Raw genomic sequence first — 12,924 nt, forward strand, 5'->3', positions numbered from 1 at the left:
GGGGAAGGAGTCCCAGGGTAGAGGCTGGGGGACCCCGTTGTCGGTAAAGATTTGGCGTTTCACCAGAATGGGCCAGGTGAGGCGGACGCGATGAGTGGGGCGGCACCCGGTCGGCTCGGCGGCAAGGTGGCGATCGTCACGGGGGCGGCAGCCGGCATCGGTCGGGCGACCGCGGTCCGGTTCGCTCGGGAGGGGGCGCGGCTCGTGGTCGCCGACATCGACGCCGGCGGCCTGGAGCGGCTGGCGGCCCAGGTGGGCGGCGAGTTCGGCACCGGCATCCACATCGTCGTCGCCGACGTCTCCCAGGACGCGGACGCCCGGCGCATCGTCGACACCGCGGTCACGGCGTACGGCGGGGTCGACGTGCTGGTCGCCAACGCCGGGATCATCCCGCTGGGGACTCTGGCGGAGTCGACGGCCGACGACTGGGACCACGTGATGAGCATCGACGGGCGGGGCATGTTCTTGACCGTGAAGTACGCCGTCGCGGCGATGCGCGAGGCGGGTCGCGGCGGCTCGGTCGTCTGTCTCAGCTCGATCTCGGGGATCGCCGGCCAGAAGGGTCAGGCGACCTACGGTCCCGCGAAGTTCGTCGCCAGCGGCCTGACCAAGCACCTCGCCGTCGAGCTCGCCGAGCACGGCATCCGGGTGAACGCCGTCGCGCCCGGCACGATCAACACCGAGCGGGTCCGGCAGCTCCCCGAGGAGCCCGGCGGGCCGGAGTACCTCGAGACGATCCTGGCCCGGCACCCCATGGGCCGCCTCGGCGAGCCCGACGAGGTCGCCGCCGCCATCGCCTTCCTGGCCTCGGACGACGCGTCGTTCGTGACCGGCGCGGTGCTGCCCGTCGACGGTGGGTTCTTGGCCCAGTAGCGGTCAGGACCCAGCGCTCTTGATCGGGGGTCGCCCCGGTCGTCGCGGGTCTGCTGCGGCTGTGCCCACAGCAGCTGGCAGTCGCGGCTGCTGGCGGTCGCGACCTGTCGCAAGAAGCCCGGGCCCACCCGCGCGACGATCGTTCGACCATCCGCCGAGGGCGTCAAGTCGGTCGCGAGGATGATTCTGCGGCGGCACCGAACCAATGTGGTCGTGCGCGCATCGGACCTGGCATCAAGGGCCCGCACGGAGCGGGCCCGATGTCCGAGGGAGTCCTGCCATGCGCACACTCGTCGTCGCCGGCGCCCTGGCCCTCGGTCTCGCGTCGCTGCCGCTGACCGCGGCCGACGCGGGATCGACCTGGCGCGTCACCGTCAAGGCCAGTACCCACCAGGTCGTGGTGGGCAAGAAGCTCACGCTCCAGGGTCACGTCCGGCCCGGGGCAGCCGCCGCGGGCACCGCGCTGGTGGTGCAGGAGAAGTTCAAGCCGGGCGCGAAGTGGAAGCCGGCCAAGACCAAGGCGAAGGTCTCCCAGAGCGGCACCTACAAGGCGACCATCAAGCCGACCAAGGCCTTCGTGCACGCCTACCGCGTGCTGATGCCGGCCACGAAGTCCCACGCCAAGGGCGTCAGCCCCACCGTCAAGGTGACGGTCTACGCCTGGACGTCGCTGGTCGACCAGGACAGCGCGAACGACACCCGCATGGAGTTCGGCACCGTGCACATCAACGGCAAGGCATACCGGGACTCGGTCTGGAACGACTACGGAGACGTCGGGACGATCGAGTTCAACGTCAACCGTGACTGCACCGAGCTGCGCGGCACCTTCGGTCTCTCCGACGACTCCACCACCGGCGGGCAGGGCGAGGTCAGCGTCGAGGCGGACGGGACGTCGGTCTACAGCAAGACCTTCGACGTCGGCCAGAGTGTCGTGAGGTCGATCAAGCTCGACCCCGCTCCGCTCAAGGTGCGTCTCGAGGCGCACAGCACCAGCACCGTCGACGGGACGGCAGGGTGGGGCGCGTTCGGTGCTCCGCAGGTCCTGTGCACGCGATGAGGGCGACAGCGATGACGACCAGGACGTCGACGCTGCGCCGGGCTCTCACCGGCCTCGCCGTGGCCGGGCTCGTGCTGGGCGGGCCCGGCCCGGCCCATGCCAAGCCGCACAGGACGCCGTGGCACGTCACGATCGTGGCCGCCAAGACCACGGTGACGCTGGGCAAGAAGGTGCACCTGACCGGGAAGGTCGCCAAGTCCGCCGCCGGTGGCCTGGTCCGCCTCTACGAGCGCGCGTCGGCCGACAGGCCGTGGCGCTACCAGCGCAACGCGCTGGTGCACCGGGACGGCCACTACACGACGTTCGACAAGCCGACCGTCAACAGCCCGCGGCAGTACCGCGTGGTCATGCCGGCCGACAAGCACCACAAGAAGGGCGCCAGCGCGGTGGTCGACGTCGACGTCTTCCGCTGGACGTCGCTGATGAACTTCCCCGCTGTCAACCAGAGCTACCTCGACCCCGTTGCATCGGTGGAGATCGACGCCGTCAGCTACCCGTCGTCGCTCGAGGCGGTCATCTACCACGATCCCGACTCGCCGACGACGCAGTCCGTGGAGTTCAACGTGAGCCGTGAGTGCACGAGGTTCCGCGGCACCTTCGGCCTCGCCGACGACTCGGAGACCGGCAGCAAGGCCACGGTCACGGCACTCGCCGACGGGACGCCGTGGTTCAGCCAGCAGTTCGGTCTGGGGCAGTCCGCGTCCGGCGCCGAGGCCTTCGCGACGACTCCCGCTCCGCTCAAGCTGCGCTTCGAGACGTCCTCGGACGTCACCGGGGCCGACGGGCTCGGGGCCGTGGGAGAGCCCGAGGTCTTCTGCGAGCGGTGAGGCGTGCGACGGCGGACCGGGGGGCCGCCGTCGTCGATGGGGGCCGGCCACGGGGGGTGTCGTAACCTTGCTCCTCGTGGCCGGCATCGACTTCGACGTGGAGATCAAGCAGCTCCGCGCGACGATGCGGACCATCGGCCAGGTCCTCGACCTCGACGGCATGCGCGCCGAGATCGCCGATCTGGGCGAGCAGGTCGCAGCGCCGGACCTGTGGGACGACCAGGACAACGCGACCCGGGTCACCGGCCGGCTCTCGGCCCTCCAGGGACAGCTCGACAGGTTCACCGAGCTCGACGGCCGGATCGACGACGTCGAGATCATGGTGGAGCTCTCCCAGGAGGAGGGCGACGCCGCCACGCTGGCCGAGGCGGAGACCGAGCTGGGCCGCATCCACGGTGCCGTCGAGGCACTGGAGGTGCGCACACTGCTCTCCGGTGAGTACGACGAGCGCGAGGCGCTGCTCACGATCCGCTCTGGTGCCGGGGGTGTCGACGCCGCCGACTTCGCCGAGATGCTGATGCGGATGTACACCCGCTGGGCCGAGCGCAACAAGTACTCCGTCGAGATCTTCGACACCTCCTTCGCCGAGGAGGCCGGCATCAAGTCGGCCACCTTCGCGATCCACGCGCCGTACGCCTACGGCACGCTGAGCGTCGAGGCGGGCACGCATCGCCTCGTCCGGATCAGCCCCTTCGACAACCAGGGCCGGCGGCAGACGTCGTTCGCGGCGGTCGAGGTCGTGCCGGTGCTCGAGCAGACCGACGAGATCGAGATCCCCGAAGATGAGATCCGGGTCGACGTCTACCGCTCCAGCGGCCCCGGCGGGCAGAGCGTCAACACGACCGACTCCGCGGTCCGGCTGACCCACCTCCCGACCGGCACCGTCGTGTCCTGCCAGAACGAGAAGTCCCAGCTTCAGAACAAGGCCAGCGCGATGGTCATCCTCAAGGCCAAGCTGCTGGCCCTGAAGAAGGCAGAGGAGCGGGCCGAGCTCGACGCGCTGCGCGGCGACGTCGCGGCCAGCTGGGGCGACCAGATGCGCAGCTACGTGCTGAACCCGTACCAGATGGTCAAGGACCTGCGCACGGAGTTCGAGGTGGGCAACCCCCAGGCCGTCTTCGACGGCGACATCGACGGCTTCCTGGAGGCCGGCATCCGCTGGCGCCGCTCCGCGGAGTCCGCGGCGGGCTAAGGGCTCAAGGCTGCGTCCATCAGCCTGCCGATCTCCAGCGAGACGCGTTGGGGCGGCAGGGTGCCGCCCGGCGCGACGAGGTAGCTGACCAGACCTTGGCGCTGGAGGTACCACACGTCGAGGGTGCGGCGCGCCCTCGCCCTCGTCGCCACCATCAGGGTCGTGCCGTCCGGCAGCACGACCGAGCTCAGTGACGACGCCCCCGAGACGCAGGACCCGAGCTGGCGGGTCAACCCGTTGATGGCCGCCTGGGCGGTCTCGGTCGAGGCGAACGCCACGACCGCCTGGTAGCCGTTGGCGCCGAGCGCCGCCTCCTGCGCGGTCGTGCTCCCGGCCCGCCACCGGTCTCCGCACGGCAGCGGAACTCCCTTGTTGTGGACCTCGTCGCCCTCGCGCCATCCGGAGCGCCAGCCCGAGGTCGCTGCGGTGAAGGCTCTGTCCGAGATGGTGTCCAGCGTCCCGATGTCGCCCACGGGAGCGGTCCTGGCCGGCGACGGGTAGCTCGCCGGGTCCGCGAGGGCGGCAAGGAGGGCGTCGGCCACGAGCGAGCCGTTCGCGGACGGGAGGGCGCCGGCCTGACCGAAGATCTTCAGCTCGCCGACGGCACGTCCCGTGGTGGCGAGCCACAGATACTCCGGCGCGGTCTCCGATCCGGAGGCGGCGATGCCGAACACCTCGCTCTCGCTGCCCGAGCCACCGACGAATGAGCCGAGGAGGGTGGCCTGGGAGCAGTCGGCGACCTGACCCGTGAGCTGGTGCCAGGCCTGCTGCTCCGGACCGGCGGCACCGCCGAAGTCGCCGAGCTCGGCGAACGCCGTGTCCCCGTGAGCATTGCCCAGGAAGGCGAACGCCGCGCGGCCGCCGGTGATGCCGGCCGTGCAGTCGCCGCCGAACCAGAACGCGACCTGCTGGTGCGCATGCCGGGAGTCCGCGGTCCACGGCGGTGTCCAACCCCGGGTTGCCGCAGTCAGGCTGGCCCCGTCGAGCGGGGCCGGCCGTCGGTCACTGGGACCGACGGCACGGTCGTGACCCAGACCAGGCCCGAGAGTGAGGGCACCGGCCACGACGACGGCCGCTGCCACGACCGCGCCGATCCGGGTACGACGCCGGCGTCGCGCGGCGACCACGGCACCAGACGCCCCCTGAGGGCTGGTGATGCCGGCGATGTCGTGCTCCAGGCCGCGGAAGGCGGCGTCGAGGTCGAAGGTGTCGAGGTCAGGCATGGCTGGGCTCTCCGTTCTGGGTGCCGCCGAGGAGCGGTACGAGCGCGGCGCGGCCGCGCGAGAGTCGCGCCTTCACCGTGCCCTCGGGACAGCGCTCGGCCTTGGCGATGTCGGCGACGCTGAAGCCGGCGAGGTGGTGGAGGACCAGGGCGCGCCGCTGGGCCTCGGGTAGCTGGCGCAGGGCGGTGACCAACGCGACGGTGGTCTCGTCGGGGGGTGGCTGCGACTCGGGTGGTCGGGATCGGACGAGGAACGCCCTCGCCGTCCGCCTCCGACGCCAGCCGCTGATCGCCTGGCGGGTCGCGACCTGGCGCACCCAGGCTCCCGGGTCGTCGTACGTCGAGAGCTTCGACCACCGCGGCCAGGCCCTCGTGTACGCCTCCTGGGCGGCCTCCTCGGCGGCACCGACCTCGCCGGTCACGGCATAGGCGCAGGCCACGGTCCGGCGCCACGTGGCGTCGTAGAACGCCGCGAAGTCCTGCTCGCTCGCTGTCACTGGTGCTCCGTCCGAGTCGTTGCAGCACACACGCCTCGTGGCGGCAACCGGTTGCATCCGACCACACGCCCGAGACCGCGAATGTCGGGACCGTTGCCGGACTCGGCTAACCTCCCTTCAGTGATTCGCTTCGAAAAGGTGACCAAGACCTACCCCGGTGGGAGCCACCCGGCTCTCGACAACGTCTCGATCGACATCGAGAAGGGCGAGTTCGTCTTCCTGGTCGGCACCTCCGGCTCCGGCAAGTCCACCGCGCTGCGCCTCGTGTTGCGCGAGACCCGGAGCACCAAGGGGCGCGTCTACGTCGCCGGCAAGGAGATCAACCGCCTCGCCGGCTGGAAGGTGCCGCGGCTTCGTCGCCAGATCGGCACGGTCTTCCAGGACTTCCGGCTGCTGCCCAACAAGACCGTCTCGGAGAACGTCGCGTTCGCGCTCCAGGTCATCGGCAAGTCGCGCAGCGAGATCCGCAAGACCGTTCCCGACACCCTCGACCTGGTCGGCCTGGACGGCAAGGGCGACCGGATGCCCGACGAGCTCTCCGGCGGCGAGCAGCAGCGCGTCGCGATCGCCCGGGCGTTCGTCAACCGGCCGATGATCCTGATCGCCGACGAGCCGACCGGAAACCTCGACCCGACCACGTCCGTGGGCATCATGAAGCTCCTGGACCGGATCAACCGCACCGGCACCACCGTGGTGATGGCGACCCACGACGCGGGCGTCGTCGACCAGATGCGCAAGCGTGTCATCGAGCTGTCCGACGGAAGCGTCATCCGCGACCAGTCGCAGGGCGTCTACGGCTTCCAGAACTGACCAGCTCGCCCCGACCCCGGAGAGATTCCTCATGCCGCTTCGCTACGTCTTCACCGAGATGGGCATCGGGCTGCGCCGCAACCTGTCGATGCACGTCGCGGTGATCCTGACCCTGTTCGTCTCGCTCACCCTGGTGGGGATGGGCGTCCTGCTCAACCAGGAGGCCAAGAAGGTCTCCGAGCAGTGGGGCAGCCAGCTGACGGTCACGGTGTACCTGTGCAGCCGCCACGACGGGAACCCCGCCTGCACCAGCCAGGCGACCGGCGCCCAGAAGCAGGCGATCCAGCAGGTGATCGACTCCAACTCCCAGGTCGACAGCACCGAGTTCATCTCCCAGCAGCAGGCCTTCACCACCCTCCAGCAGCAGTTCCCCGGCAAGTACGACGGGCCCAGCTCGCCGATCACGGCGGCGGACATGCCGGAGTCCATCCGGATCACGCTCAAGGACCCCAACCAGTTCCGCGACGTGGAGAGTGCCGTGGTCGGCCTCGACGGGGTCTCGCGGGTGCAGGACGTCCACAAGCTCCTCGGCCCGATCTACAACACGATCTCGCGGCTCAAGTGGGGCGGCTGGGGGACGGCCATCGTGCTGGTCATCGCGGCCCTGCTCCTGGTGGCCAACACGATCCGGCTGGCGGCGTTCGCCCGGCGACGTGAGATCGGGATCATGCGCCTGGTCGGCGCCTCGACGCTCTACATCGCCCTGCCGTTCCTCCTGGAGGCACTGGTCACCGCCGTCGTCGGCGTGGCGCTGGCGGCGGGGGCGTTATGGGGCTTCATGGAGCTGGTGGTCAGGAAGCAGCTGAGCAAAGACCTGACCTTCATCACCTGGGTCGACTCGCACGACTACCTGTGGGCGCTGACCTGGATCGCGATCCTCGGTCCGGTGCTGACCCTGATCCCGACACTCGTGCTGACCCGCAAATACCTCAAAGTGTGAGCGGCGTCGGTTAGCGTCGTTGCCGGCCTACTTCCCCGAACCGCGAAGGCTCACCGGTGCGACTCTTCCCCGTCACCGCACGTCAGCGTCTGGTCGTCGCCGTCACGGCAGCGGCCCTGGCCGCCGGCGTCGTGTCCGTCCCGCTCACCCATCCGCGCGCGTGGGCAGACGTCAAGCACCTGCGCCATCAGCAGGCGCAGGCGCACCACTCCGTCTCCGGCGCGCAGGCGGATCTCGACGAGTCGAGCAAGCAGACCCGGCACGCCTACGCCGCCCTGACCAGCTCCAAGGCAGACCTCCATGCTGCTCGGCACGACCTGCGGGTGGCTCGCAGACACGTCAAGGCCGCGCGCGACCGGCTGACCAAGATCCGCCGGCAGCTCGACCGCGCCGAGGCGCGGCTCGCGCAGACCGAGGCCGACCTCTCCAGCACCGAGCGCGAGGCCGCACGGCAGCATGCGCACCTCGTCGACACCGTGACGTCGTTCTACGAGCAGGGCGACCCGCAGCTGGTCGGTCTCGTCTCGCTGCTCGGCACGACCACCACGGCCCAGCTGAGCGACAAGCAGAACAACAACAGCCTGGTCCTCGACTCACAAGACCAGGCCCTCTCCGGATACCAGGCCTCGCAGGTGCTGCTCAGGGTGCAGACCGCCAACCTGGCGAAGGTGCGCGACCAGGTCGCGGCCGCCAAGGCGCAAGCAGCCGCGAACCTCGCGCAGAAGCGCGACTACCAGCAGCAGGCGCTCGATGCCGAGCAGCGTGTCGAGCAGACGGTCAAGGCCCGCAAGGCGGCGCTCGCCCTCGCCCGCCATGCCCGAGCCCACGACCGGGCCGTCCTCGCCCGCTCCAAGCGGCGCGAGGCCCGCGTGCACCAGCTGCTGATGGCCCAGATCGCCCGCGAGCAGCGCCACGGTGGCGGCTACAGCGGCGCGACCCACGGCCTGCTCATGCGGCCGGTGAACGGGCCCATCACCTCGCCGTACGGCTACCGCGAGAACCCCGTCATGCACTACTGGGGTCTCCACGACGGCGACGACTTCGGCGCCGCCTGCGGGACACCGATCTGGGCGGCGGGCAACGCCACGGTGATGTCGGAGTACTACTCCTCGGTCTGGGGCAACCGCATCTACCTCAACCTCGGGCTCGTCAACGGCAAGAACATCACCGTCATCTACAACCACCTGTCGGCCTACCGCACGCACGTCGGCCAACGCGTGACCCGCGGCCAGGTCGTGGGGCTGATCGGGACGACGGGCTGGTCCACCGGCTGTCACACCCACATGACCGTGATGGTCAACGGCGTCGCGGTCAACCCGGCGCCCTGGCTGGGCCTGGGCTGACCGATCCGCCTGACCCATCCGCCTGACAGAATGGTCCGATGGCCAGGGAGCAGGGACGCAAGCCGATCGCGTCCAACCGCAAGGCGCGGCACGACTACCACGTGGAGGACACGTGGGAGGCCGGCCTCGTCCTGATGGGCACCGAGGTCAAGTCGCTGCGTCAGGGCCGGGCCACGCTCGTCGACGGCTTCGCCGAGGTCGACGGCCACGAGGTGTGGCTGCACGGCGTCCACATCCCGGAGTACACCCAGGGCACCTGGACCAACCACGCGGCCCGGCGCCGGCGCAAGCTGCTGCTCAACCGGTCCGAGATCGACAAGATCGAGCGCAAGGTCAGCGACAAGGGCTACACCCTGGTCCCGCTCGCGCTCTACTTCAAGGACGGCCGGGCGAAGGTCGAGATCGGGCTGGCTCGCGGCAAGAAGAGCTACGACAAGCGACACGCGCTCGCCGAGCGGCAGGCCAACCGCGAGAAGGAGCAAGCCGTCGGACGCCGGTTGAAGGGCCTGCCCGACTGATGCCTTGCTAGACGCCGTCGCCTTCGCTGCCGACCTCGGGATCCCGGGGCTCTTCGACGTGCACACGCACTTCCTGCCGCCGCGGGTGATGGCGAAGGTGCGGCATCAGTTCGACACCGCGGGGCCCCTGATCGGCCGTCCGTGGCCGCTGCACTACCGGGCCGACGACGACGAGCTCGTCGAGACCCTGCGGGGTCTGGGGGTCAGCCGGTTCTCCTCACTGCCCTACGCGCACAAGCCGGGGATGGCGGAGTTCCTCAACGACTGGTCCTTCGGGTTCGCGGACCGGACGCCGGGCTGCCTGCGCAGCGCGACGTTCTACCCCGAGCCCGGTGCCGCGGCGTACGTCGCTCATCGGCTCGAGGCGGGGGCCGAGATCTTCAAGGTGCACGTGCAGGTCGGGTCGATCGACGTGCTCGACCCCCTGCTGGACGAGGTCTGGGGTCTGCTCCAGGATGCCGGCACGCCGGTCGTCGTCCACGCCGGATCCGGTCCGGTCGCCACGCCGTACACCGGGCCCGGCCCGGTCGCCGAGCTGCTGCGCCGCTGCCCGCGTCTGGGCCTGGTGGTCGCGCACCTCGGCGCGCCGGAGTTCGCGGAGTTCCTGACGCTGGCCGAGACCTACGAGCAGGTCCGGCTCGACACGACGATGGTGTTCACGCCGTTCTTCGACGACCTCGGTGGCGCGTTCCCGGGAGCGCTGGCCCCGCGCCTGCTCGACCTCCGGCCGAAGGTCCTCCTGGGCTCGGACTTCCCCAACATCCCCTACGCCTACGCCGAGCAGCTGAGCGGCCTGGCCCGCCTCGACCTCGGCGACGACTGGCTGCGCGACGTCTGCTGGCACAACGGAGCACGGCTGTTCGCGCAGCCGGCTGTGGAATCGGAGTCGTCCGTGGAGCGTTGAGCCCGTAGACTCGGGGCAACACAACTCAAGAGGGGCTGATCGGTTTCGACTTGGGACGTTGGTCCCAGGGGAAGCGGGTCGAGAAGCCGACGTCATCTCGTAAACGTTCGTCGGAAAACCATAACTGCCAACAACACGCGCAGTAACTTCGCACTCGCCGCCTGAGCGGTGACCGAAGGGTCTGACCGGGTGACTGCCTTCGACCCGGACCCAGGCCTCATCTAGAAGGCTTGCTGGCCACTCACGTCGGGAGGGGTGGCCGGGACTTTATCCCGGCTGGGCCTGTCGGTGACGTGTCAGATGCGAGCACCGGGGCCGAGAAAGCGACATCACTGACTGCACCCGGAGAAGACCTGGCACGACGCTCGAGGACGCGGGTTCGATTCCCGCCAGCTCCACAAGCAGCGCATTCCGACCTCCCGCCTGGGCTTCCGGGCGGGAGGTTCGTGCGTAGAGGTCGGGAACCCGCGTACCGCCCCCGCGAAGAGCCTGCGTGCCGCCGACACCGTCTGCGGTAACCCAGATGCAGGAGAGGGTCAGGTGCTGCTCGCCATCGTCGGAGCCGCAACTCCCTGTTCCGAGCGCATCGCCGTCTGGATACACAACCTGGTGTCAACACCTTGTCATTCCTTGACAGTGGCATGAGGTAGCCGTTCGACTCCCTGTCAACTACTTGACATGGAGTTGACAGATGAAGCGTGCCATCGCTGCCCTCGCGCTCGCGCTCAGCGTGCTGGTCGTCTCGACACCGACGGTGTCGACCGCGTCACTTGCGGACGGCGTTCCCCACTGCTGCTAGGGAGTGGGGCGCGAGCCTGACTCCGAGCAGATCACTGGACTGACGCATCGCATCGATCGCGTCGTCCGGTCGGCCCAGCTCGGCGTACGCCTCGCCCAGCTCGCGCCAGGCGGTCGCCGCCTGACGCACTGCGCCAGCCTGGCGCAGGTGGCTCGCGGCGTCCTGGAACGACGACAGGGCGTCGTCGGCCTGGCCGGCTGCGCGGGCGACGTGCCCTCGCAGCAGCAGCATGCGACCGCGCTGGAGCTTGTCGCCCTCCGAGAGGGCCTCGAGCGCCACCCCGATGGTCTCGGCTGCCTCCTCGGTGCGGCCGGAGAGCAACAGGGCGCGTGCCTGCTCGGTACGCACGTAGGCGAGATCGACGTCGTTGCCGGCGTCGGACAGGTCGCCGAAGGCCTGCTCCAGCAGCGGGAGGGCCTTGGCCGGGTCGGGCCGGTCCTGCCGCAGGAACAGCGCGGCGCTGACGACGCGGAGCATGGCCACGGCGCGCTGGCTGTCGAGCTCCTCGTACAGGGCCAGCGCGCGATCCGCGTGACGACGGGCGGCTGCGACCTCGTGGCGGGACTGGGCGACCGCCGCGGCCTCCCAGGCCGCCGCGGCGCGAGCCTGCATCGAGCTCGCCTGGTCGGCCAGGTCCAGCGCCTGCCGGCTCAACAGGGCGGCCCGGGTGAGGTCCCCCCGCTCGACGTAGCAGCCCGCCAGCGTGGAGATCAGCTCGACGTGGGGACCGAGCTCGTCGGCGGGTGCCGACTCGAGCTCGGTCAGGCCGCGCTCGCCGACGTCGACGGCCCTGCCGAGGTCGCCGCACTCTCGGTAGGCGCGGACGAGTGCCACCCGCACCGAGGTCCCGGACACGGCGCCGCTCAGGGCCGGCTTCGAGAGCAGCTCCTCGTAGGCCGCGATCGCCTCCTCGAGGCGGCCGGTCGCCTCCAGCGATCGGGCCAGCCCCCAGTGCGCCTCGTCGACGAAGCGCTCGAGCGGCATCGTGCGGGCGCTCTCCAACGCCTCCTGGAAGCTGGTCTGCGCCAGCTCCCAGCCGCCGTTGCGCAGTGCCATCTCGGCGAAGCTCAGCCTGAGCCGCAGCTCCTCCTTGCGGTCAGCCGGGACGCCGTCGACGAGCTGCTGGGGATCCATGCCGAGAGCCGCCGCGATCTGGAGCCGGATCGGATCCTTGACCGGGCGCCGGCCCGCCTCGATATGGGACAGATAGCTGTTGGACATCCCCACCGAGGCGGCGAGCTCCGCCTGCGAGATGCCTCGGGCGACGCGCGCCTGCTTGATGCGCTCACCGGTCTCGTCGTCCATCCTTCTCCCTCACCTCGAGAAGTAGTGTGGCATCCCGGTCACGGGCGGCGCCCCATCCTCGGCGGGTGGGGCACCCCGCCGACGTCCCATTCAGCCGGAAACTCTCATCGGCGAATGCTTTGGCAACGGGCATCGAACTGTCAATGGCTTGACGGAATTGTCTCTACGGATGTGGTTCTCGGCGACTTCCCGTCCTGCTATTCATAACCACATGGCGAAGCGAACCCACATCATTCTGACCGACGACATCAGCGGCGAGACCATCAAGGAAGGCAAAGGGGGAACGATCGCCTTTGGCCTCGAGGGAGTCGAATACGAGATCGACCTGACCGACAAGAATGCCGACAAGCTCCGGGCGGCGCTTGCCGAGTATGTCGCGGCGGGCACCCGCATCGGTCGCCGGACCGGGACCCGCGGGCAGCGGACCCAGTCGGGGCCGGCGGCTCGCGAGGTGCGGGACTGGGCCCGGTCGAACGGCTACCAGGTGCCCGACCGGGGTCGCATTCCCGGCGAGGTCCGCCAGGCGTTCGACGCCCGTTGAGGGAACCCGTCGTGACCTCGGTGAGGCGCACGACGGGCCAGCCCCCCGGCACGATGAAGTATGCAGTGGCGTCGCCGTGGAGTCAGGTATTTGACG

The 12,924-nt window shown here is 69.9% G+C and carries 13 protein-coding genes and 1 other RNA gene; 11 read left to right on the plus strand and 3 right to left on the minus strand.

The window, feature by feature from the left end:
• The first annotated feature begins 90 nt into the window (after positions 1 to 90).
• The 4 genes from VHW64_RS06840 to prfB all read left to right on the plus strand — a co-directional run bounded on the left by VHW64_RS06840 (position 91) and on the right by prfB (position 3,949).
• Complete coding sequence (locus VHW64_RS06840; RefSeq protein WP_329649774.1) at positions 91 to 873, plus strand: SDR family NAD(P)-dependent oxidoreductase; 783 nt, start codon at positions 91 to 93, stop codon at positions 871 to 873.
• Between the two features lie 280 nt (positions 874 to 1,153).
• Complete coding sequence (locus tag VHW64_RS06845; protein ID WP_329649775.1) at positions 1,154 to 1,930, plus strand: hypothetical protein; 777 nt, start codon at positions 1,154 to 1,156, stop codon at positions 1,928 to 1,930.
• Between the two features lie 11 nt (positions 1,931 to 1,941).
• Complete coding sequence (locus tag VHW64_RS06850) at positions 1,942 to 2,757, plus strand: hypothetical protein (protein ID WP_329649776.1); 816 nt, start codon at positions 1,942 to 1,944, stop codon at positions 2,755 to 2,757.
• Positions 2,758 to 2,833: 76 nt separating this feature from the next.
• Entirely contained in the window at positions 2,834 to 3,949 is a 1,116-nt protein-coding gene (gene prfB, locus VHW64_RS06855; RefSeq protein ID WP_329649777.1) for a peptide chain release factor 2, read from the plus strand.
• Here prfB and VHW64_RS06860 read toward each other — a convergent pair.
• Both VHW64_RS06860 and VHW64_RS06865 read right to left on the minus strand, forming a co-directional pair.
• A complete protein-coding gene (locus VHW64_RS06860; RefSeq protein WP_329649778.1) occupies positions 3,946 to 5,172 on the minus strand; it encodes a hypothetical protein in 1,227 nt (408 codons plus the stop codon). The two genes, prfB and VHW64_RS06860, sit on opposite strands and share 4 nt — an antisense overlap.
• A complete protein-coding gene (locus VHW64_RS06865; RefSeq protein ID WP_329649779.1) occupies positions 5,165 to 5,668 on the minus strand; it encodes a SigE family RNA polymerase sigma factor in 504 nt (167 codons plus the stop codon). The genes VHW64_RS06860 and VHW64_RS06865 overlap by 8 nt, the downstream gene beginning before the upstream one ends.
• A gap of 120 nt (positions 5,669 to 5,788) precedes the next feature.
• Between VHW64_RS06865 and ftsE the strand changes: the two genes are divergently transcribed.
• The 6 genes from ftsE to ssrA all read left to right on the plus strand — a co-directional run bounded on the left by ftsE (position 5,789) and on the right by ssrA (position 10,584).
• Positions 5,789 to 6,478 carry a cell division ATP-binding protein FtsE gene (gene ftsE, locus VHW64_RS06870; protein ID WP_329649780.1) on the plus strand — a complete coding sequence of 230 codons (690 nt, stop codon included), beginning with the start codon at positions 5,789 to 5,791 and terminating at the stop codon, positions 6,476 to 6,478.
• Positions 6,479 to 6,509: 31 nt separating this feature from the next.
• Positions 6,510 to 7,418 carry a permease-like cell division protein FtsX gene (gene ftsX / locus VHW64_RS06875; RefSeq protein ID WP_329649781.1) on the plus strand — a complete coding sequence of 303 codons (909 nt, stop codon included), beginning with the start codon at positions 6,510 to 6,512 and terminating at the stop codon, positions 7,416 to 7,418.
• Between the two features lie 56 nt (positions 7,419 to 7,474).
• Entirely contained in the window at positions 7,475 to 8,761 is a 1,287-nt protein-coding gene (locus VHW64_RS06880; RefSeq protein ID WP_329649782.1) for a peptidoglycan DD-metalloendopeptidase family protein, read from the plus strand.
• 38 nt (positions 8,762 to 8,799) lie between these two features.
• The gene (gene smpB, locus VHW64_RS06885) at positions 8,800 to 9,279 is read left to right on the plus strand and encodes an SsrA-binding protein SmpB (RefSeq protein ID WP_329649783.1); all 480 of its coding nucleotides are present in this window, start codon (positions 8,800 to 8,802) and stop codon (positions 9,277 to 9,279) included.
• Positions 9,280 to 9,283: 4 nt separating this feature from the next.
• Positions 9,284 to 10,183, plus strand: coding sequence for an amidohydrolase family protein (locus VHW64_RS06890; protein ID WP_329649784.1), 900 nt, complete (start codon positions 9,284 to 9,286; stop codon positions 10,181 to 10,183).
• Between the two features lie 31 nt (positions 10,184 to 10,214).
• Positions 10,215 to 10,584: a transfer-messenger RNA gene (gene ssrA / locus VHW64_RS06895) on the plus strand.
• Positions 10,585 to 10,949: 365 nt separating this feature from the next.
• On the opposite strand, the gene VHW64_RS06900 is transcribed toward ssrA, so the two are convergent.
• Positions 10,950 to 12,287: a helix-turn-helix domain-containing protein gene (locus VHW64_RS06900; RefSeq protein WP_329649785.1), complete on the minus strand. Its 1,338-nt coding sequence runs from the start codon at positions 12,285 to 12,287 to the stop codon at positions 10,950 to 10,952.
• 211 nt (positions 12,288 to 12,498) lie between these two features.
• Here VHW64_RS06900 and VHW64_RS06905 point away from each other — a divergent pair, with 211 nt between their 5' ends.
• Entirely contained in the window at positions 12,499 to 12,828 is a 330-nt protein-coding gene (locus tag VHW64_RS06905) for an Lsr2 family protein (RefSeq protein ID WP_329649786.1), read from the plus strand.
• The last annotated feature ends 96 nt before the right edge of the window (positions 12,829 to 12,924 follow it).

Source organism: Nocardioides sp. (assembly GCF_036267815.1).
Lineage (GTDB): Bacteria > Actinomycetota > Actinomycetes > Propionibacteriales > Nocardioidaceae > Nocardioides.